Source organism: Halorhabdus utahensis DSM 12940, assembly GCF_000023945.1.
Lineage (GTDB): Archaea > Halobacteriota > Halobacteria > Halobacteriales > Haloarculaceae > Halorhabdus > Halorhabdus utahensis.
Genome location: NC_013158.1, coordinates 229,715 through 249,244 on the forward strand (window position 1 = coordinate 229,715; position 19,530 = coordinate 249,244).

Sequence of the window (19,530 nt, forward strand, 5' to 3'; positions counted from 1 at the left end):
TGAATTATGCCCGATCTTGGTGCACCACACGAAATGATACTGTCTTTTCTCGAACAGAAAGACCCGGATATTCGGACAAAATATACTGAATATAAAAAGGAGCGATTAGACCCGCTTCCAGACGTTTCCCGAACATCGCTCGATAAGGAGCAGAAAAATGCAGTGTTCCCTCTGCTTCTGAAATCTGAAATTGCCATGCACCAAGCCACTGATAGAAGGCCAGATATGATGCCTAATGATGCCTTCAGTGCGATGGGATTTTGTTCTTTTTTAGACGTGTTAGAAGATATTGATATCGTGGATCCGCATGGGAATACGATATCAAACGATTTGGCAGATCTGTATGGCAGGGCAATTGTGGATGACCCTGAATCCTTCTGGGATATCTACTTCGAAATGGAAGTTGCCCATAAATTTGTTCTCGAAGATTTAGAGGCCTATCCAATAGATGAATCAGAGATAGATGGATCGGGTTCGGATGTTCTCTACAAATCTGGCAATCGGGATTATTGGGTTGAATGCAAGAACAAACGACAGTCTACCAGTTATGAATGGGAATTAGAAAGATTGGGGCGGGAGATATCTGACCGTCTATGGATTGAACACAGTCTGGAGGATGCTATTGGTGAGGATAGTTTTGCCATCCAAGTATCCAGTGATCAGGATATCTCGTCTGAGGTTATTGAGGAAAGCGATTCTAGGGAACAGCTGATCGAGAGGCTAGCCGAGGAGCTATCAGAGATGATCAGCGACCGTGAATCCACGAGAGAAGTAGAAGTACTGAATACCGATTTTGAGCTAGAATTGATAGGCTACCACAGTGGCCGATATCCAATTCAACTAACGGATGAAGGGATGGAAGCACTGAATAAACGTGCAAATCTGGCCAAGATAACCAACCCATATCAGCATCTTGGCATCAACCCAGATATCATCGATTCAAATGGTCACGGTATGGTTCACGCCGAGAACACCGGCGATAACGAAATAGAGATATTCAGCACGTATGCCTTTATTCTGGATATCCCCTGGGACATTCCCTACCATTCCTGGGTATTCTCGACAATTGATGGCGTGACAGAGCAGTTCCCAGACTATCCAGACATTATGGTATTCGTGAAAATACCTGCGGGCATCATTTACCAGATGATGAACCAGCAGACAACCAATCATAGGGGTGAACAGGTTAGTAAATGGAAACGGTTGGAAGAGCGGATTATTGGTATATATGCTGATTCCGACCGTTCAGATCGGGTCAAGTCAGTAGTCCTGATGACTGATGTGGTGATTGATCAGTGGACGGATGATGGTAGACAGATTATGCAGCAGAACGCTGTAAAGTCGATTTTCAATGAGAATGTGGAGGACGAAATCCCGGGTGAATTCGTTGATATGGTCGAAGGTATGAACAAGATCGAGAACCATTTGACCAGAGCAGGCCGGTTCACTCTGAATGACCAGCATCTGTAACTAATCGGGATAGGTAAACAGGTAAGCCACTCTACCCTACTGGATGGATTCAATTTGCAGGCACCGAATTCCAGTTAAGTAATAGATTTCTGCTCTATAAAATCAGTAGTGTCAAAGGGCATTGAGAATAGCCTAGTTCGGTGTATTTCCTGAAAAATTCCAACCCCAATTAACAAGAGCAACCGCTGTCACCATCCTGATTATGTCCAAATTCGATGACTACTTCCGGTATACATCTGAGCTTCTGCAAACGCGGTATGAGCAGTCACAAGCTATTGACCATAACCTGACTGCTGGCGAAGTGCGCGAATTGTTTGTAGAAGAATTCCTTTCTGATATGTACCCTGAGCAGTTCGTATTCGGCGATGGAGAGATCATTGATTCATCCGGTAGAGTCAGTCCCCAGGCTGATCTGGTAGTATACGATCAGCAGTCACCATTATTGACTTATGGCGGATCGAATCATTTCCTTGCTGAAGGTGTTTTAGCACATCTTGAAATCAAGTCAGATCTAACCAGTTCTGTTGATGATGTGTTAACCAAAACCGAGGGGGTGAAGGAACTAAATAAGAATTGGGTGGAGAACACCAGGGAGCAGATTGATTTACCCCATGTCTTTTCAGGAGCCTTTGCTTTCGAAGGTCCATCGCCAGAGACACTGTTAAGGCAATTGTGCGAATTCTATGATATTGAAGTGTTGCAAGAGGGAGAGCAATCTGTTATTGAGACTGGCGATTATCACTGGGGGGAAGTGATCGATGTGATTTGCGTTCTTGGTGAATACGTATTCTTCAAACACACGAGTCTTGACCGACAAGGAAACCCAACAACCACTATGCAGCTACTAGATACGGGTGAAGACAGCCTATCAGGCTTTTTTGTATTCTTAGCAGGTAGCATTTATCGAGGGATGGCTGGCAGACCTGATCTTCGCAGTTATATGTCTATGGGCGAGTATGATGCATTTGAGCTACCTGACTGAATCTCTTGGGGGATAAGGAGGAATACCATCGGATAAGATTGCAAGGAGCCCGAGTGGACTGAGATACCTGTTTGTATATTTATTAGCTTGGCAAACTAGGGCACGAGTACTATCAGAGGTATCGTATCTTATGTCCCGTGGCGTAACTGATGAAGAACTACTTGCTGAGATAGGGAGATTAGCAAAAGAACTCGGGCGTAAGCCTACAGCATCCGAAATGAACGAGAAGGGTAATTATTCTGCATCAGCCTGTCAGAATCATTTCGGAACATGGGGCAACGCATTAAAAGAAGCTGGATACGAGCCACGATACGAGCGATCTGATAGCCCGAGTGAAGAAGAGCTATTAGATTAACTTTCAGAGGTTGCTGACCGCTTGGGTCGAACCCCGAAAATGGATGATATGGATGAAGTGGGGGATTACTCGGCGAAGGTCTATTCCACACGCTTTGATTCGTGGAACGATGCGCTTTCTCGGGCAGGATTAGAGACAAATAGAGACGTTGTGCTTTCAGATGAAGATTTAATTTCCGACCTACAAAAGTTCGCCTCTGAATACGGTAAAACCCCAACACGGCGTGAGATGAATCAGGATGGGCCACATTCAGAACGACCATACATTGAGAGGTTCGGATCATGGAATGAGACACTGGATGAAGCAGGCCTGGAAATCAATCAGGCATCGCATGACCGTGATGAACCAATATCCCGCGAAGAACTACTATTTGAATTACAGCGGCTAACTGACGAACTTGGACGACCACCAACCGGCCCCGAGATGCATGATTTCGGGGCGTTCTCGCATTCGATCTACCAACGGAAATTTGATACGTGGAATAATGCCCTACGTGAAGCAGGTTTAGATCTGCACGACAACAAAGGAACACCTGATGGTGAACTAATCAGTGAAATACAATCACTTGTTGATGAGCTAGGTAGGGTACCGGCTGCCCAGGATATGAACAACAAAGGGAAATATATGCATTCTACGTATCAATCGAGATTCGGCTCGTGGAGTGATGCTGTTAGAGAAGCCGGTTATGAGCCAGTTTGGGGGCAGTCAGGATTCCCGGCCGGAGAAGAACATCCAGGGTGGAAAGGTGGTCATAAACGATACTATGGCCCATCGTGGTCATCTGCCCGTCGCAAAGCACGTGAACGTGATGGTTACACTTGCCAACGATGTGGAATGACCGACGAAGAACATCTGGATGAATATGGTCACAAACTACACGTCCATCATATCAAACCGTTCCGTACATTCGATGACCACGAAGATGCAAACGATCTAGGGAATCTGATCACGGTTTGCCTCGACTGTCACAACCGGCTTGAAGGACTGCCATTAGATTTCCAGACACCGGATTGACGGTGTATTATCTCTGTCCTATAACGCAGGGGGCGCAATTTCGGAAGATACATTTTGATCTGGTGGGGGCAACCCCCTGTTCATGGTGAAGAATTTTGCCCGCTGCCGAATGTGAGCCGGAATATGACCGTATCTGGCCGTCCCGATAAATCGATACCGGGTGATGTGTGGAAGCTCTTCATCCGGTGTCTGTAGATCCTTCAGCTCGGGTGTACCATCCCAGAACTGCTTTCCAGAAGCCCAATACAGGGCTAGCTTCCACAATTCACCAGATCTATCCCCAACCCGACGCTGACCCACTGCATCCCGAACGTTGCCTGGATCCATCGAAGCCAGATCACACAGGATCCGCATCGATTTCCCCAGGTACTGGCGGGCCGAAACCCGACTTTCCCCATCTCTGATCAGCCACCGATAATCCCGCTTCTGAACCCGACGCACATCTACGATCCGGCCCTGTTTCTGACCCCAGTAATTCGATAGAGCTTCCTGGGACGCTACCCAATTCACCCCGAACAGCAGCATGTGCAGGTGGGGAAGCCCGCTGTCTGACCATTCCAGCACATACAGGTTATCTGGTCGGAAGCCCAGACGTTCCGGTGCGTCCCCCTTTGGTTCGTAATCCAGCCAAGCCATGAAGCGGTTTTTCGTTTCCAGCAGCGATTCCACCGCATCCAGGGCCGAATCATGCAGTTTCGGATCAGTAGTGACTGAAACCAGGGCTGCCCTGTCGTGTTCCTCTGCTGCCCGATCCAATGCATCGGTGAACCCATCCCGAATATCGGACGCTTTCCCCGGGGTATTGAATCTGGTTTGATAGGGAATGGCCAGGTATTCCGGTCCGGATCCACGCACCCGTTCGAACAGATTCCACCTGTCGGCTATGCTTCCAAGTTCCGTCGCCAATTCATCAAGCAGATCAGCCCGGATCGAATCTGCATCGATCATCGTATGCTTCGACAGGTAGGATTCAGCCCGTTCCCTGGCGTACCGATCCCGGGATTCACCCCTTAACGCATCCACCCCGTCGCAGTCATGCCTTTTTGCCGGATGCTTACTACGGTTCAAGTGAAACACGTCGGGTGTCGGTTCCACCCACAGATCCCCGCCCCTTCTGGCGATTAGGAACATATCGTGACGTTCGAAGAACCGGCGGGCCAGTTGGTAATCCCGAGTGTCATAATCCGGGGACCCACCTTCGAACACGTCCCGAACGATCTTCACTAACGGTGTGCCTTCCGGGGTGTTCCGGACGTATTTGAACAGTTTCGTCTTAGCCGCTTCACGCCAGGGCGCATCCCAGGGGGTGTTGTGATCCCCGGGACTTTTACAGCCGCCAGTGCGTCCCGTGGGCCGTCCCAGAACCCCTTCCAGCAGTGGATGGGCCGGGGGATTCACGCCGACCCCCCACCGAAGTAGTATCATAATCCCGATAAGAAGCCGCAAAACCGCTATACGTAGTTAAGTAGTGGAATTGTAAAGAATTTGTCTTAAGCCGGTGGGGGGATTTGAACCCCCGGCCTAATCCTTACGAAGGATTCGCTCTAGCCAGTCTGAGCTACACCGGCCTGCAATAAAACGTAGTAGCGATGACCGCAATAAGGATTGCGAATCGGAGGCCCGTCGGGACTCACTCACACGTCGAAGTCGCGGTGGTTCTCAACGGGACAGACGTACGTCCAGAACGACGTTTAGCTCGTGAGGTGCGTAGGACCGAACCGTGTGCCTTGTTTCGACCGTCACGTCGTACTCGTCGCCGGCGGCCTCGCGGATCGCCCGCTCGCCAGGCCCGAAAGGATCGTCCTCGTGCTGGATGTCGTAGTAGTGAACCACGGCCTCCTCGCCCGCAATCTCGAGAGCGGTCTCCAGAAACTCGTCGGCACTGTGTGGAAGGTTCATGACGATCCGGTCGGCCCAGTCGGCGTGCGCCGGGACCGTCTCGCGGACGTCGCCCTCGATCGCCGTGATCCGGTCAGCGACATCGTTGCGTCGAGCGTTCTCCCTGAGATACTCGATCGCGTCAGGGTTGACATCCACGCCGACGCACGTCGCGCCCTCCTTCGCCATCGGGATGACGAACGGGCCGACACCGGCGAACATGTCGAACGCCTGCTCGCCGGCCCCGACCTGCTCGACGACGCGGTGACGCTCAGTCGCCAACCGGGGCGAGAAGTACACCGCTGCAAGGTCGAGGACGAACTCACAGCCGTACTCACGGTGGACAGCCTCGGTGCCGTCGCCGGCGAGGACGTCCCACTCGCGGACGCGTTGTTCGCCCTTGACTTTCGAGGCGCGATTGACGACCGTCTCGACTGGGAGGTCAGCGGCCATGATCGCCTCGGCGATCTCGCGTGCCCGATCGATGTCGTCCTCGTCGATGATCACGACTTCACCGAGGCGCTCGTAACTCGGCTCGAACCCGAGCACGTCGGCGGGCATCGTCTGCCCCTCGCGGACTGGCGAGTCGTGATCGACGACCGCGTACTCCTCGGGGACGGCAGACGGATCGACGATTGGAATGAGAATGGCGTCCTCGACGACGTCGATCTCGTGACCGTCGTCGATAAGATCACGCTCGGCGAGGCGGGCGCGGGTCGCTTCGCCGTCCTCGCGGGGGACGCGGACGCAGGGCACAGCCATACGGGCACCTGCGTGCGCTCGGGCGGTAAGCCTGACGTTTCACCGTCGCGATCCTGAGGAGCGGGTCCGGAACGCTTCGCTTATGCCCTCGGCCGACCCAGCGGAGACATGCTCACCTTCGTTGGCCTCGGCCTCTATGACGAGCGCTCGGTCACGCTCGCCGGCCGAGATGCGATCCGCACAGCGGACCGTGTCTTCGCCGAATTCTACACCAGTCAGCTCGCCGGCGCGTCCATCGAGGAGATCGAAGCCTTCCACGACACCGACATCGAGGTCCGGGATCGAGCCGGCATCGAGCAGGATCCGGATCCGATCCTCGACGCCGCTCTCGAGGACGAGGTCGTCTTCCTGACTGCGGGCGACACCATGATCTCGACGACGCACGTCGACCTGCGACTGCGCGCCGAGCAGCGCGGGATCGAAACGCAAGTGATCCACGGCACGACTGCCCAGGCCGCGGCGAGTTCGCTCACTGGACTCCAGAACTATCGCTTCGGGAAGGCCACGACGCTCCCGTTCGAGCGCTCCCACGGTGGGGATGGTGTCCCGGACAGCGTGATCGAGACGATCGAGGCCAATCGAGATCGGGGTCTTCACACGCTCGTCTTCCTGGACATCACCGTCGAGAGCGACGACGGGACATATATGCGGGGGGACCAGGCAGCCTCGCTCCTCGCCAAGCACTGGCGTCCGAACGCGCTGGGCGTCGTGGTCGCTCGGGCGGGCAGCCCCGATCCAGTCGTCCAGGCGGGCCGCCTGAGTGCGCTCGCCGAGATGGACTTCGGCGGCCCTCTGCATCTTCTGGTGGTGCCCGGGTCGCTCCACTACATCGAGCGAGACGCCCTCGCCGCGATCGGTGATGCACCTGCCGATGCGCTCGACGAGAACATCGTCGACTAACGCGCCTATTGTTCCCCGAGACGTCAGTTCTCGGTCGATTCGACGTCGAGTGCGTCCGTGAGATCGTATTCCGTGCCAGTGATGACGTAGAGCCCCTCCTCCACGACGGTAAGGACGTCCGGGACCCACCGGAGGACGAGCCAGGTGATCGCGATCAGTGCGAACACCGACCCGAACTGCGCGAGGATCCGGTCGCCGATGTAGTACGAGACCAGGTACGGATCGGACGCCGAGAACAGCGACATGATCAGCTCTGGGAAAATGTGCAGCCGCTGGTTGCCGAGTGTATGGGCGATGAAGACGTTGCGAACGATGTTGAGCACGTAGATGACGCCGATGGCGACGCCCATCGCCTTGGCCTTCTGCCGGAGCGACCCGCGGACAGCACCGATCAGCCCGACGAAGATCGCCATGCTCCCGATACCGGTACACGCGAGTCGGATGGTGTACGTGATCGGGTGGCCACCCGGCGAGTAGAGGAACGTGTTCCGGTATGGGAAGTGTTTCTCCGGGAGATCGGCCTGACCCGACAGAGCGGACCCATCGGGAAGTTCGAGACCGGCAGGGAGGTATGGGTACCAGTCGCCGAGACGGTACTGATCGCCGAGCATCCCCAGCACAAAGTCCGTGTGCGAAGTGACCGTCTGGATCAGCGGGCGTCGGACGAACGCGAGCGAGGACAGTGGCAGGAAGAACAGCCACGCGAACGCGATCGCTCGCGAGACGACGAACAGCCGCCGACGGCCGTTGGCGATCAGATAGGCGACGTATATCGACAGCGGGATCGCGATCACGACACCGACGCCCTCGGTGATCGACTTCTGGGCGAAGACGAAGTAATGGACGTACGTCAGCCAGTAGCCCGAAAGGACGATCCACGCGCCGACGTAGGCGCGTTCGGCCCACGTTTCGTCGTAGCGTTCGAGGACCACACCCGCGAGAAAGGCGACCAGCACGACCCACGCGAGCGTGCCGGCGTATCCGTTCAACGCCGCCAACCAGTCGACGAGCGGATCGATCATTCAGTATCGACCGTTGGATGATTCCGACTATATGTCTTGTCGTTGGGACGCGTCTACCCGTGCGCCGCTCACCCGGCGTTCGGCACTGTTTCTTCGATGATGGACTCGACCAGCACGACGATCCCTTTGAGAGCGATGACGATCCCGGCGAAAACGAACGCGATCCACGTCGCGAACCCGACAAGCGTCGCATCGAGGCTACCGTTCGCGGTCCCGATGGCCCCGAACCACGATCCGAGCCAGGCGACGAGTATCCCCGCTGTGACGTACACTGCCGTGTAAAGTCGGATGCCGAGCGTGTCTTCCATAGGTTCGCATCATCGAATGCGAAAATAAAATTGTGGGTCGATTTGTCGCATCTTCGGGTCCCGGCGTGACTGTTCCTGATCCTAGTGCTGGCTGGCTACCTCGAACCAAGCAATCTCTCGTATCGGGCGCTATTCTCACGGCATATTTGGGCGCTCGATAGACGATCAAAGCAGGCCATCAGGAAAAACGGAATCGCCGTCACCTCCTCGCGGAAGTCTGGTTCGGCATCTGCACAACGTGGAACCCTAGGCGCGCTCAGTTTCTCTATTGGCAGACTGTTTGCTACTGAAACGGTCGTCCATCCACTGGCCGAGCAATCCACCGATGACGCCGACGACGATCAGCACAACGGTGAGAATTCCAGCCGTCAGCACCCCGGCACCGGCCGACGACGCGTTCATGAGCCAGGAGTCGCCGACAACATCGACGAGTATCGGGTTTCCCCACCACGCAGACACGGCCACGCCACTTTGCCAGAAGAGGATCGGTATTCCGCCGGATATCCCGGTCACAATGCCAGCCTGCATCCCGTTCACTCGTTGTGATCGGGAGAGATAGCCCGAAGCGACGCATGCAATGAACAGCGGTAGCACCTGAACGCCGTCGAAAACGAAAACCCAGTTAATGCCGATCGTAAATGGGATCGACACGATTCCGAGCAAAACCGCGTTTCGGAGCGGTCCATGACCCAAATCACGGAACTGGTTCTTGAGTGACGCCATATGCAGGGAAATGTTACGATACGATAATAAGTTCGGGGGAGGACAACCGTCGATACGGTTGGGCGTGTCGAAAACCCGCCGTTCACAGCCACTCGCACAAAAAGCGATCTTGACGAGCGAAGCAAGTCACGGCTCGGTGACCTCAGCGTTTGACGATCTCGATCTCGTGACCGTCGGGATCCTTCGTGAAGGCATAGTTGTAGTCACAGGACTCGGGGTCGCGGTAGTCCTCGGCGTCTCGCTGCATGAGCGTCCCCCAGGTGTCTTCGAGCGTGCCTTCGTCCGTACGGACCGCCAGGTGGCCCCAGGCATCACCCATCTCGTAGGACCGGCCGTCGTAGTTGTAGGTCAACTCGACGGACATCGCTTCCTCGGCCGCCCCGGCAGGCTTCATGAAGTACAGCGCGAACGAGGAGTGCTCGCTCCGGCGGACGAGGTCGTATTCGAGCGCGCGTGTGTACCAACCGATGGCTTGCTCTGCGTCCTCGACCCGGATCATCGTATGGTCGATGCTCCAGCGCGCGCCGTGGTCGCGCTCGACGATCTCGATCTCGTGGCCGTCGGGGTCCTTGACGAAGGCGTAGCCCGGGTTCTCCTCCGGCGGGCGGTAGTCCTCGACGCCCTCGTCCATCAGCTCGTCGTAGGCTTCCTCGACGTCCTCGACGCGGACCGCGATGTGGCCCCAGGCGTCGCCCATCGTGTAGGATCGCCCGTCGTGGTTGTAGGTCAGTTCCAGCGTCGCGCCCTCGTCGTGGACATCTGCGGGGCCGAGATGGACGTTGGTGAACGTCTCGGCTTCCCAGCGACTCTTCTCCTCGTAGTCGAAGTGGGTGGTGTACCAATCGAGCGATTCCTCTAAGTCCTCGACGCGCATCATGACGTGATCGAGCGTGCCGTCCATGTTCGATCGGTCGGGCGGACGGCCGAAAAACGTGCCGGACGCGGCCCGTTCGTCACGGAGCGAAAGGCTAGCGAGGGAACGTGCCGATCCGACGAAGGTCCGGCCAGTAGAACCACCACGCGATCGTCCAGGCGACGAGGGTGCCCAGCGGGACGACCACGTACCCACCGCGCCGGAAGAATCCCCAGGAAACGGTGAGTTGGGTCACGCCGACTAGCACGAGCAGGCCGGCCGTCACCCGTGGGTCGCCCCGGTTGACGGACTCCGCGGCGACGCTCGCGAGCGTGAGAGCATAGATCACGACGCCGATCGGCCAGGACAGCAGGAACGGCGGTGGACCGCTGCCGGTTGCTGCGAGATAGTCCGGGAGAAGCGTGACGTGAAAAGCAAACGGATCGAACAGCCCCCATGGCATGACCAATGTTACGTACCCGCCGCTGAGCAAAACCGTCCAGGGTACGACAAGTAGCGTGAGCACAGCCACGGCCCGCGTCCCCCGGTTGACATGTGGCATGGGCCGTTGATACGATCAGGTCCCAGAAACGTTTACCGGGCGATGCAACATACGAAACTGCTTTCCGGGACGGCTTTTCAACGAGACTGGTCGCTGGCGGACACGATGTCGAATATCTCCCGCGTTTCAGCATGGTAACTACCGGAGAAGGCCTCGGTTCGATCGAACGTGATGTCGCCGTGCACGCCGATCGAGTCGACTGGTTCGGTAACCGGGTCGACGATGAGTTCGAACCCAAGCGATCCCGCGCCGAGTTCACCGAGATCGTCGACGGCGATGACCGTCGTGAGATCGTCGTCTGTATCCATACGAATGTCCGGCCAGGGTCCACCGTCCGGGACTTTGAGGTACATCTCGGCCGGTACGCCGGCACCGCCCGGTGGCCCGCGCAACTCGAAGGCCATGCGTTCGGTCCGCAGTCCCGCCCGATGCCAGAGATGTATTCGAAGCGGGAACCTCTCGGTGGTGGTCTCGGGAGCGTATCCTTGCATGATGCTGAGGGTCGCCTGCTCGGTGTCGTCCCGATAGAACGTCACGTGATGCTCCATGTCATCCCCGTCATCGGTCGTCTCGGTGTGGGTCAGCTCCGTCGAGCCACCGAGAGTGCCACACCCGGCCAGCCCGCCGACGCCTGCGATGCCGGCTGTGGCGAGAAACGTTCGTCGTTGCATATCGGTGCTAACGGCAGTCAGCGGAAAGGATCGGCGGTAACTCAAATGACTTTTTGACCGCCGAGTGGCCGTCTGGTCGACCGTCGAGGGGACGCCGCCAGCAGCCGTCTCACCGATCGATGATGAGGCGAAGGACGTCTTCGTCGGCGAGTTCGTGATCGCGGCCGACCTGCTGATCGTCGTGGGCCGCGCTCTCTCCCGAGACACGCGCAAAGCGAAAGCGATCGTCGAAACGCCCGCCGATCTTCTCGCAGGCGTCCCCCACGGTATCGCCCTCGGTAAGGATCAGCGGCTCGTCGTAATCGATCCCCCGACCGGGCTTGTCCATGTAAATACGGATCAGGCCGAGTTCGTCCCAGATGCGGTCGGTCAGGCTGTCGAGCCCTCTCTCCTTTTCGGCACTGATGAAGATGGCGTCGTCGGGATCGATATCGACCTCACGTAAGTCACTCTTGACGGTGTCGACGTAGCTTGGGTCGATCAGGTCCGTCTTGTTGACGGCAACGATCGAAGGCAGGTACTCACGGTTGTCCATGACGCCGTCGATCAGCCGGTCGATGTCGACCTGCTCGCCGATGGTCACGTCGGCGTTGACGAAGTCGTGTTCCCGGAGCACGCTCTTGATCGTCAGTTCGTCCAGTTCGAGATCGACGGACGCGTTGACGGAGATGCCATCCTTGTGCTTCCGGCGGACGTTGACCCGCGGTGGGTCGACGTCCAGCCGGACTTTGTTCTTATAGAGTTCCTCCCGGAGGCGCTCGTACTGCTGGATCTCGAAGGCCGAGAGGACGAAGAGAACGAGATCTGCCGTCCGGACGACCGAGAGGACTGCCTTGCCGTCGCCGCGTCCGCCAGCAGCACCCTCGATGAGTCCCGGGACGTCGAGCAACTGGATGTTCGCGCCGTTGTACTGGAGCATCCCGGGATTGACGTCGAGCGTGGTGAAATCGTAGGAACCGACGTCGCTGTCGGCGTTGGTCAGCGCGTTGATGAGCGTGGACTTGCCGACGCTCGGGAACCCGACCAGCGCGACTGTCGCATCGCCGGTCTTCTCGACGGCGTAGCCCTCGCCGCCGCCCGAACTCGATTGGCGCTTCTCGAACTCCTCTTTCTTCTCGGCGAGTTTGGCTTTCAACCGGCCGATATGCTCCTCCGTGGATTTGTTGTAGGGCGTGGATGCTATCTCTTCTTCGAGTTCCTCGATCTCCGCTTGCAGCCCCATTACCCGACTCTCTGCCGTCACGACTCAAAAACGCTTCCGTCCGCGTCGCGAACTATCGCCCGGACGTGAGCGGGAGACTTCGATACACTCATCCGACGGCAGACAGAGAATTGACTCAATGGCAACCGCGTCTCGCCTCCGGGACAGCACGCAGATCCTGCTCCCGGCCGACGACATCGACGGGCTCGGTGGGGCCCTCTCGGATCGGTTTACCGTCACCATCCGTGACGAAGGATCACAGTTCCGTATCATCGGCAGTCCCGTCGAGATCAAGCAGGCGAGTGCGTTTCTGGCCCGAAACGGCATCGCCATCGAGTGACGCTGTCACGGGCCAGTCAGGTGGGGTGGGTTTTCCCATATCAGCTACTGCATGGGCTTTCGGGCAAATTCCAACCTAGCGACGGATAGCTCTGGCCGGTGACGTGGGGCCAAGGGCCGGGATGGAAAAACAATTCTTAAATCCACGCCGACGGACATCCGTGTATGGCTGGAACGATTGAAGTACTCGTTGCTGGTGGGCAGGTCGATCCTGGTCCGCCACTCGGCCCCGAACTCGGGCCGACCCCTGTCGACGTGCAGGCCGTCGTTGGGGAGATCAACGATCAGACCGAGGCGTTCGATGGCACGGAAGTACCGGTGACGGTCGAGTACGATGACGACGGGGCATTCACGATCGACGTGGGCGTCCCGCCGACCGCGGCACTCATCAAAGACGAAGCTGGGTTCGAAACCGGCAGCGGCGAACCCCAGGAGAACTTCGTCGCCGACCTCTCGATGGAACAGGTCAAGACCATCGCCGAACAGAAACACCCCGACCTGCTCTCATACGAACTCAAGCAGGCCGCAAAGGAAATCATCGGCACCTGCGTCACGCTGGGTGTCACGATCGAAGGCGACGACCCCCGCAAGGTCGCCGCGAAGATCGACGACGGCGAGTACGACGAGATCCTGGTTGACGCCGCCGAAGCATAGCGACGCCGGACATAACCGCGAAGCGATCGGCGCTCGCGTTTTCGTCGCGATATCGAGACGGATAGCAACGCTTCTCAGGCACAGTATTGACTGATCACCCGTCTTTCCAGAGACCAGTCGGCACCACTGCCGAAACGGCTCGCGCTAGGATGCCCCGTTCTCGTCTGCAACGTCACTCAAACCGTCGCGAATACTGTCCTCACCGTGGGCAGAACCACTGCCGCCTGGATCACTCGTGTCGGTATCAGCCCCAGGTTCCGGTGGTTCCTCCGCAGCGGGGACGTGAATCGAGACTGTCGTTCCGCGTTCGACACCGGTGTGAACTGAGACGGTGCCGCCGATCTGGTCGACGAGCCAGTTGACCAGCCAGACGCCGAGGCCACTGCCGTGATCGATCGACGTCTCTTCGAGCTGGTTGGTCAACAGCGCTTCCTCGACCATCGGAATTCCGGGACCATTGTCCGCGATGTCGATCCGGACCTCCGTGTTCGCCCCCACGGCGGCACGCGCAGGGTCTTGACGGCAGACGGAAACCGTGACCTGTTGCTCCGATTCGGGCAAGTCGTTGTGGATGAGTGCATTCCGGACGATCTCCTCGATCACGATCGGAAGCGTCGCCGAGTCGAGCGCCAGGGCCGTCGCCGGCAGGTTGGTTTCGATGGTCGCTTCGGGGAACTGCGACGCCAGTTCTTCGGTCCGTTCCTCGACAATCGAGACGACGTCAACCGGCCCGACAGCTTGTTTGGGCTTTGCCAGCAAGTCGTCGTAGAGCGTTCGAGCGTGTTCGCTCGTATTTATCAGTCTCAGAGCTGTCGAATGGATCTTTTCCAGATCGGATTCGACAGTGTCGGGGACGTCCTCGTCGGCGAGAATCCGCTCGGTGTGAGAGGTAACGACGTTCATATCGTTGCGGAGGTTGTGTCGCAGGACGCGATTCAGGACCCTTAGCTGTGAGTCACGCTGTTTGAGCATCTCCGAGACGGTGTTGAACCGCCCGCTGATGCGTCGCCATTCGTCGATCGAACCCAGGTCGAGGTCCGTCCGATACTCGCCGGATTCAAGCGTCTTGAGTGCGGTACTGAGTTCCTGAATCTGCGCGAACGTCGTCCGGGACACCCAGAGGCCGACGACCGCGATCGAGAGCAACGCCACGGCGACGCCACTGATCTGCATCATCGTCGCAACCCGCAACTGGCCGGCGATTGTCGCGGTCGGTCGGGCGACGCTGACGATCCAGCCGGTTCGCGTTACCGTCGCGTTCGCCGTGATCGGGTCGCGAACGGTCCCGGCGTCGCTGAACAGCGTCTGGTCGTCGGCTGTAACCGTGACGGACTCTCTCGAGCGGCTGACGTCAGTCACGTTGCCAAACAGTGACGTCGGTCCGATCTCGATGTTCCCGCTGAAGACGCCAGTAACGCTCTCGTTCGCGCCCCAGATCGGGGCTGCGATCCGAATGACGTAGTCCCCGTCGAGCGTCTGATCGACGTCGCTGACGTACGTCTCCCCGGCGAGCGGGCGCTGCATGAATGCCCGTGAGGAATAATTGTTTCCGACGAGGGCAGCCCGTTCCGCCGAGGTGAGATCCGAGCCGGCGATCGAAACCAGCGCGCCCTCGGCACTGTAGATGCTGGTACTGTCGAAATCGGTTCGATCGATAAACGTCTCGAGCAGTCGCTGTTGACTGGGTGTCCCGGTGACGTCGATCGTCGTCGCCCAGAGCTCGACGGACGTCGCCGTCGTTTCGACCCAGGTGTCGATCCGATCCGCGACGACAGTGGCCGTCTGTTCGACTGCCTGTCGCTCCTGAGCACGCACGTCAGTTTTATGTAATGTAAATCCAACAAAAATCGTCCCGGACAGAACGAGCGCGATGAGGACCAAAACACTAAACAGCGTTGTCCGGAGGCGCATTTGTAACGACGTGGCTCAAAATGAGTGTGTGGCGATGTAAATGTAGCGAGACAGGGCGGACAACGTGGCAGATACTCGGCAGACGGGGAAATGAGGCGTCGAGCGTCTGCTAGCGCTCAAACCGACTCGAGTTGCATCGATAGTCCAGGTCGGTCCGGGCTTCGTCAATAGTCCAGGTCAGTTTTGAACTGTACCGTCATTCAGGGGACAATGATACTCGACGGAAGTGCAGGTCGCTGTTGCTCTTCGGGGGCTCGCATCGCTCTTTCGGTTCGACGGGTTTAAGTGTCGCTTCGGCGTCGTTTCAGAGGAGACAGGCTAGTGCCTGTTTCACTGACCCGTAGAAGCCCATCGGGCGCACTACGGAGGTGGACAATGGCAGATCAGGACATAGAGAACGCAGTAACTCGTGCACTCAGTGAGTCTCCAGAGCGGAACTTCCGCGAGACGGTGGACCTCGCTGTCAATCTGCGCGACATCGACCTTGACGATCCGTCGAACCGTGTTGATGAGAGTATCGTACTACCGGCCGGGACCGGCCAGGAAACGACGATCGTGGTCTTCGCCGACGGCGAGACCGGGATCCGTGCCGAGGAGGTCGCCGACGACGTCCTCGACGGTGACGATCTCGAAGACCTGGGCGACGACGAGGATGCGGCGAAGGATCTCGCCGAGGAGACCGACTTCTTCGTGGCGGAAGCCGCGCTGATGCAGGACATCGGTCGCTACCTCGGGACGATCCTCGGTCCACGTGGGAAGATGCCCGAACCGCTCCAGCCCGACGACGACGTCGTCGAAGTCGTCGAACGGATGAAAAACACCGTGCAAGTGCGGAGTGGCGACCGGCGGACATTCCACACGCGGGTCGGCGCAGAGGACATGCCGTCGGAGGAGATCGCCGACAACGTCGACGTGATCCTCCGGCGGCTCCACGCCGACCTCGAGAAGGGGCCGCTCAACCTGGATTCGGTGTACGTCAAAACGACCATGGGGCCGGCCGTGGAGGTGGCCTGATGAGCGCCGAATCCGAACGCAAGACAGAGCACATCCCCGAGTGGAAACGTGAGGAGATCGACGACGTCGTCGAGATGATCGACGCCTACGATAGCGTCGGCGTCGTCGACCTGGCGGGTATTCCCAGCCAGCAGCTCCAGGACATGCGCCGGAACCTCTACGGTACCGCGGAGATCCGCGTCAGCCGGAACACGCTCGTCGAGCGTGCACTGAACGAAGTCGACGAGGGTCTCGATACGCTCGTCGACTTCGTTTCGGGCCACGTCGGGCTCATCGGGACGGACGACAACCCCTTCAGCCTCTATCAGCAACTCGAGGCCTCGAAGACGTCGGCCCCGATCAACGCCGGCGAGGTCGCGCCGAACGACATCGAGATCCCCGAGGGCGACACCGGGATCGACCCCGGGCCGTTCGTGGGCGAACTCCAGAGCGTCGGCGCGAACGCACGCATCCAGGAGGGTTCGATCCAGGTGCTCGAGGACTCGACGGTGCTCGAGGCCGGCGGTGAAGTCTCGGCCGACCTGGCGAACGTGCTTGGGGAACTGGGGATCGAGCCCAAGGAAGTGGGGCTCGATCTGCGCGCCGTCTACGCCGAGGGCGTGCTCTTCGAACCAGAGGATCTCGAACTCGACGTCGAGGAGTACCGCAGCGACATCCAGGCTGCGGCCTCGCGTGCTCGGAACCTCTCGGTCAACGCCGTCTACCCGACGGCCCAGACCGGGCCGGCACTGCTCCAGAAGGCCCGCGGCGAGGCGAAGAGTCTCGGCGTCCAGGCATCCATCGAAAGCCCGGACCTCGCGGACGACCTCGTGAGCAAGGCTGACGCGCAGGTACGCGCGCTCGTGAGCCAGATCGACGACGACGAGGCCCTGCCCGAAGAACTACAGGGCGTCGAGGTCGACACTGCATCTGAGACAGCCACAGCGGAACAGGCAGACGAAGAAGCTGAAGACGACACCGAGGACGCCACTGACGAAGCCGAGGACGCAGCCGACGATGACGATGATGACGGCGACGACGGTGGCGACGCACTCGGTGCGATGTTCGGATAACAACGGAGGACAACAATGGAATACGTTTACGCAGCACTCATCCTGAACGAAACGGGCGAAGAGATCAACGAAGACAACCTGACGAACGTACTCGACGCGGCCGGCGTCGACGTCGAGGAGTCCCGCGTGAAGGCCCTGGTGGCCGCACTCGAGGATGTCGACATCGACGAGGCCGTCGAAGAGGCCGCCGCCGTCCCCGCAGCGACGGGCGGCGCGGCCGGCGGCGAAGTCGAAGCTGACGACGAAGGCGGCGACGACGCTGAGGAAGCCGACGAGGAAGAAGCAGCCGACGAGGCGGAAGGCGGCGACGACGAAGACGAAGACGCCAGCGGTGAAGGCCTCGGCGAACTCTTCGGGTAAGACCGACCACCGCAGTTTCGGCCCTTTTTGTGCGAACTGCTTTCCCGTCGAGTTACAGCATTCCGTTCGGCTGAGCGGCGACAGCAATATTGCTTATAATTTGCAATACTATTTGATCCGATACAGTCCGGCCAAGACTGAGATTGTATAAAAAACCCAAATATATGGGATCGCCTCCTTACGAATATCCGAAATAGAGCGTTGATGGACAGATATAGAATATCGAATACCGGTTAAAATTGTGGATTATTAGCAATACTATGGGAACGCTTATGTGGATTCGGGTGATACACGGAATCGATACATGGCTGACGTCGACTTCCCGACACCAGCGGAAACAGCGGAGACAATCACTCCGAAAGCCCTCAAATCCCGGATCGATGCCGGAGAGGCAGTCACGATCCTAGACGTTCGGATGGGAAGCGAGTACGAGAAGTGGCATATCGACGGGGACTCAGTCGAGACAATCAACGTGCCGTACTACGAATTCCTCGACGACGATATCAGTGGAGACGTCTTTGATTCGATCCCCGACGATCGAACGGTTACGGTCGTGTGTGCGAAGGGAGAAGCCAGCGAGTACATTGCCGGTGTGCTCAAAGCGCGTGGCTACGACGCCCAAAGCGTTGCCGAGGGGATGAACGGCTGGGCGGAGATCTACGAGGCCGTCGAAGTCGAGGGCCACGACGGCCCTGGCACGGTCTTGCAGTATCAGCGACCCTCTAGCGGCTGTCTGGGATACCTCGTCGTCGACGGCGACGAGGCCGCAGTCATCGATCCGCTCCGTGCGTTCACTGATCGGTATCTCGACGACGCCGAGGACCACGATGCGGATCTCGTCTACGCACTGGATACTCACGTCCACGCAGACCACGTCTCCGGGATCCGTGCGCTCGCAGACGCGGGGGTCGAGGCAGTCCTGCCAGCGGCGGCGATCGACCGCGGCGTCGAAGACGCAGACGACCTGACTGCCGCCGAGGACGGCGACGTCTTCACCATCGGCGACGTCGAGATTGAAGCGATCCACACACCCGGGCACACGACCGGCATGACCTCTTATCTCGTGGGCGACGCGCTGCTCGCGACCGGCGACGGCCTGTTCGTCGAAAGCGTCGCCCGACCGGACCTGGAAGCCGGCGACGATGGGGCCGAGGACGCCGCTCGGCAACTCTACGAGACCCTACAAGATCGGATCTTGACGCTAGCGGACGACGTGCTCATCGCCGGTGGGCACACCAGCGACGCGGCCGAGCCAGCTGCCGACGGCACCTACACCGCGCCGCTTGGGGATCTCCGTGCGGAGATGGAGGCCCTCTCGATGGACGAAGACGATTTCGTCGAGTTGATCCTGGCGGACATGCCGCCCCGGCCGGCCAACTTCGAGGACATCATCGCGACCAACCTGGGTCAGAACTGGATCGACGACGAGGAAGCGTTCACGCTGGAGCTCGGTCCGAACAACTGCGCGGCCAGCCAGGATTCACTCGCCGGGGACTGAT

General features: G+C 58.3%; 21 protein-coding genes, 1 tRNA gene and 1 pseudogene. 12 read left to right on the forward strand and 11 right to left on the reverse strand.

What is annotated here, in order from left to right; translation table 11 throughout:
* The first annotated feature begins 6 nt into the window (after positions 1–6).
* The 5 genes and pseudogenes from HUTA_RS01155 (at position 7) to HUTA_RS14870 (ending at position 3,821) form a co-directional block, all read left to right on the forward strand.
* Positions 7–1,470: a hypothetical protein gene (locus HUTA_RS01155; protein WP_218915300.1), complete on the forward strand. Its 1,464-nt coding sequence runs from the start codon at positions 7–9 to the stop codon at positions 1,468–1,470.
* A 202-nt stretch (positions 1,471–1,672) separates the two neighbouring features.
* Entirely contained in the window at positions 1,673–2,452 is a 780-nt protein-coding gene (locus tag HUTA_RS01160) for a DUF6602 domain-containing protein (RefSeq protein ID WP_012795304.1), read from the forward strand.
* Between the two features lie 130 nt (positions 2,453–2,582).
* Positions 2,583–2,807: a homing endonuclease associated repeat-containing protein gene (locus HUTA_RS16070; protein ID WP_394295028.1), complete on the forward strand. Its 225-nt coding sequence runs from the start codon at positions 2,583–2,585 to the stop codon at positions 2,805–2,807.
* A gap of 12 nt (positions 2,808–2,819) precedes the next feature.
* A pseudogene (locus HUTA_RS15975) lies at positions 2,820–2,930 on the forward strand (homing endonuclease associated repeat-containing protein); the annotation flags it as partial.
* A gap of 27 nt (positions 2,931–2,957) precedes the next feature.
* Positions 2,958–3,821: a homing endonuclease associated repeat-containing protein gene (locus HUTA_RS14870; RefSeq protein ID WP_280985286.1), complete on the forward strand. Its 864-nt coding sequence runs from the start codon at positions 2,958–2,960 to the stop codon at positions 3,819–3,821.
* Between the two features lie 18 nt (positions 3,822–3,839).
* On the opposite strand, the gene HUTA_RS01165 is transcribed toward HUTA_RS14870, so the two are convergent.
* From HUTA_RS01165 to HUTA_RS01175, 3 genes are all read right to left on the reverse strand, one after another.
* A complete protein-coding gene (locus HUTA_RS01165; RefSeq protein WP_143920312.1) occupies positions 3,840–4,769 on the reverse strand; it encodes a hypothetical protein in 930 nt (309 codons plus the stop codon).
* 545 nt (positions 4,770–5,314) lie between these two features.
* Positions 5,315–5,389, reverse strand: a tRNA-Thr gene (locus HUTA_RS01170).
* A 91-nt stretch (positions 5,390–5,480) separates the two neighbouring features.
* Positions 5,481–6,461, reverse strand: coding sequence for a class I SAM-dependent methyltransferase (locus tag HUTA_RS01175; RefSeq protein WP_012795307.1), 981 nt, complete (start codon positions 6,459–6,461; stop codon positions 5,481–5,483).
* 108 nt (positions 6,462–6,569) lie between these two features.
* Between HUTA_RS01175 and dph5 the strand changes: the two genes are divergently transcribed.
* Positions 6,570–7,361, forward strand: a complete 792-nt coding sequence (dph5, locus tag HUTA_RS01180) for a diphthine synthase (RefSeq protein WP_012795308.1) — start codon at positions 6,570–6,572, stop codon at positions 7,359–7,361.
* A 23-nt stretch (positions 7,362–7,384) separates the two neighbouring features.
* On the opposite strand, the gene artA is transcribed toward dph5, so the two are convergent.
* The 7 genes from artA to HUTA_RS01215 all read right to left on the reverse strand — a co-directional run bounded on the left by artA (position 7,385) and on the right by HUTA_RS01215 (position 12,722).
* The gene (gene artA, locus HUTA_RS01185; protein WP_012795309.1) at positions 7,385–8,383 is read right to left on the reverse strand and encodes an archaeosortase A; all 999 of its coding nucleotides are present in this window, start codon (positions 8,381–8,383) and stop codon (positions 7,385–7,387) included.
* 68 nt (positions 8,384–8,451) lie between these two features.
* Positions 8,452–8,691 carry a hypothetical protein gene (locus HUTA_RS01190; protein WP_012795310.1) on the reverse strand — a complete coding sequence of 80 codons (240 nt, stop codon included), beginning with the start codon at positions 8,689–8,691 and terminating at the stop codon, positions 8,452–8,454.
* A 246-nt stretch (positions 8,692–8,937) separates the two neighbouring features.
* Positions 8,938–9,414: a DUF5518 domain-containing protein gene (locus HUTA_RS01195; protein WP_012795311.1), complete on the reverse strand. Its 477-nt coding sequence runs from the start codon at positions 9,412–9,414 to the stop codon at positions 8,938–8,940.
* Positions 9,415–9,556: 142 nt separating this feature from the next.
* Positions 9,557–10,315, reverse strand: coding sequence for a VOC family protein (locus HUTA_RS01200; protein WP_012795312.1), 759 nt, complete (start codon positions 10,313–10,315; stop codon positions 9,557–9,559).
* Between the two features lie 67 nt (positions 10,316–10,382).
* Positions 10,383–10,829 (reverse strand): TIGR04206 family protein, encoded by a 447-nt coding sequence (locus tag HUTA_RS01205; RefSeq protein ID WP_012795313.1) that lies wholly within the window; start codon positions 10,827–10,829, stop codon positions 10,383–10,385.
* A 77-nt stretch (positions 10,830–10,906) separates the two neighbouring features.
* Positions 10,907–11,500, reverse strand: coding sequence for a hypothetical protein (locus HUTA_RS01210; RefSeq protein ID WP_012795314.1), 594 nt, complete (start codon positions 11,498–11,500; stop codon positions 10,907–10,909).
* Positions 11,501–11,609: 109 nt separating this feature from the next.
* Positions 11,610–12,722: an OBG GTPase family GTP-binding protein gene (locus tag HUTA_RS01215; protein WP_012795315.1), complete on the reverse strand. Its 1,113-nt coding sequence runs from the start codon at positions 12,720–12,722 to the stop codon at positions 11,610–11,612.
* A 118-nt stretch (positions 12,723–12,840) separates the two neighbouring features.
* On the opposite strand from HUTA_RS01215, the gene HUTA_RS01220 reads away from it, so the two are divergent.
* Positions 12,841–13,041 (forward strand): VNG_1110C family protein, encoded by a 201-nt coding sequence (locus tag HUTA_RS01220; RefSeq protein ID WP_012795316.1) that lies wholly within the window; start codon positions 12,841–12,843, stop codon positions 13,039–13,041.
* Positions 13,042–13,205: 164 nt separating this feature from the next.
* Complete coding sequence (locus tag HUTA_RS01225) at positions 13,206–13,694, forward strand: 50S ribosomal protein L11 (RefSeq protein ID WP_012795317.1); 489 nt, start codon at positions 13,206–13,208, stop codon at positions 13,692–13,694.
* A 144-nt stretch (positions 13,695–13,838) separates the two neighbouring features.
* On the opposite strand, the gene HUTA_RS01230 is transcribed toward HUTA_RS01225, so the two are convergent.
* Complete coding sequence (locus tag HUTA_RS01230) at positions 13,839–15,509, reverse strand: sensor histidine kinase (RefSeq protein WP_245529119.1); 1,671 nt, start codon at positions 15,507–15,509, stop codon at positions 13,839–13,841.
* Positions 15,510–15,980: 471 nt separating this feature from the next.
* Between HUTA_RS01230 and HUTA_RS01235 the strand changes: the two genes are divergently transcribed.
* The 4 genes from HUTA_RS01235 (at position 15,981) to HUTA_RS01250 (ending at position 19,529) form a co-directional block, all read left to right on the forward strand.
* A complete protein-coding gene (locus HUTA_RS01235) occupies positions 15,981–16,619 on the forward strand; it encodes a 50S ribosomal protein L1 (RefSeq protein ID WP_012795319.1) in 639 nt (212 codons plus the stop codon).
* Entirely contained in the window at positions 16,619–17,671 is a 1,053-nt protein-coding gene (locus tag HUTA_RS01240) for a 50S ribosomal protein L10 (RefSeq protein ID WP_012795320.1), read from the forward strand. Before HUTA_RS01235 ends, HUTA_RS01240 begins: the two co-directional genes overlap by 1 nt.
* A gap of 15 nt (positions 17,672–17,686) precedes the next feature.
* A complete protein-coding gene (rpl12p, locus tag HUTA_RS01245) occupies positions 17,687–18,031 on the forward strand; it encodes a 50S ribosomal protein P1 (protein ID WP_012795321.1) in 345 nt (114 codons plus the stop codon).
* Between the two features lie 304 nt (positions 18,032–18,335).
* A complete protein-coding gene (locus tag HUTA_RS01250; protein ID WP_012795322.1) occupies positions 18,336–19,529 on the forward strand; it encodes an MBL fold metallo-hydrolase in 1,194 nt (397 codons plus the stop codon).
* The last annotated feature ends 1 nt before the right edge of the window (position 19,530 follow it).

Bases quoted from the DNA above. Each gene is read 5' to 3' on its own strand.
- HUTA_RS01155 (WP_218915300.1), top strand. From the start codon at position 7: ATGCCCGATCTTGGTGCACCACACGAAATGATACTGTCTTTTCTCGAA.
- HUTA_RS01160 (WP_012795304.1), top strand. From the start codon at position 1,673: ATGTCCAAATTCGATGACTACTTCCGGTATACATCTGAGCTTCTGCAA.
- HUTA_RS16070 (WP_394295028.1), top strand. From the start codon at position 2,583: ATGTCCCGTGGCGTAACTGATGAAGAACTACTTGCTGAGATAGGGAGA.
- HUTA_RS01165 (WP_143920312.1), bottom strand. From the start codon at position 4,769: ATGATCGATGCAGATTCGATCCGGGCTGATCTGCTTGATGAATTGGCG.
- HUTA_RS01175 (WP_012795307.1), bottom strand. From the start codon at position 6,461: ATGGCTGTGCCCTGCGTCCGCGTCCCCCGCGAGGACGGCGAAGCGACC.
- dph5 (WP_012795308.1), top strand. From the start codon at position 6,570: ATGCTCACCTTCGTTGGCCTCGGCCTCTATGACGAGCGCTCGGTCACG.
- artA (WP_012795309.1), bottom strand. From the start codon at position 8,383: ATGATCGATCCGCTCGTCGACTGGTTGGCGGCGTTGAACGGATACGCC.
- HUTA_RS01190 (WP_012795310.1), bottom strand. From the start codon at position 8,691: ATGGAAGACACGCTCGGCATCCGACTTTACACGGCAGTGTACGTCACA.
- HUTA_RS01195 (WP_012795311.1), bottom strand. From the start codon at position 9,414: ATGGCGTCACTCAAGAACCAGTTCCGTGATTTGGGTCATGGACCGCTC.
- HUTA_RS01200 (WP_012795312.1), bottom strand. From the start codon at position 10,315: ATGGACGGCACGCTCGATCACGTCATGATGCGCGTCGAGGACTTAGAG.
- HUTA_RS01205 (WP_012795313.1), bottom strand. From the start codon at position 10,829: ATGCCACATGTCAACCGGGGGACGCGGGCCGTGGCTGTGCTCACGCTA.
- HUTA_RS01210 (WP_012795314.1), bottom strand. From the start codon at position 11,500: ATGCAACGACGAACGTTTCTCGCCACAGCCGGCATCGCAGGCGTCGGC.
- HUTA_RS01215 (WP_012795315.1), bottom strand. From the start codon at position 12,722: ATGGGGCTGCAAGCGGAGATCGAGGAACTCGAAGAAGAGATAGCATCC.
- HUTA_RS01220 (WP_012795316.1), top strand. From the start codon at position 12,841: ATGGCAACCGCGTCTCGCCTCCGGGACAGCACGCAGATCCTGCTCCCG.
- HUTA_RS01225 (WP_012795317.1), top strand. From the start codon at position 13,206: ATGGCTGGAACGATTGAAGTACTCGTTGCTGGTGGGCAGGTCGATCCT.
- HUTA_RS01235 (WP_012795319.1), top strand. From the start codon at position 15,981: ATGGCAGATCAGGACATAGAGAACGCAGTAACTCGTGCACTCAGTGAG.
- HUTA_RS01240 (WP_012795320.1), top strand. From the start codon at position 16,619: ATGAGCGCCGAATCCGAACGCAAGACAGAGCACATCCCCGAGTGGAAA.
- rpl12p (WP_012795321.1), top strand. From the start codon at position 17,687: ATGGAATACGTTTACGCAGCACTCATCCTGAACGAAACGGGCGAAGAG.
- HUTA_RS01250 (WP_012795322.1), top strand. From the start codon at position 18,336: ATGGCTGACGTCGACTTCCCGACACCAGCGGAAACAGCGGAGACAATC.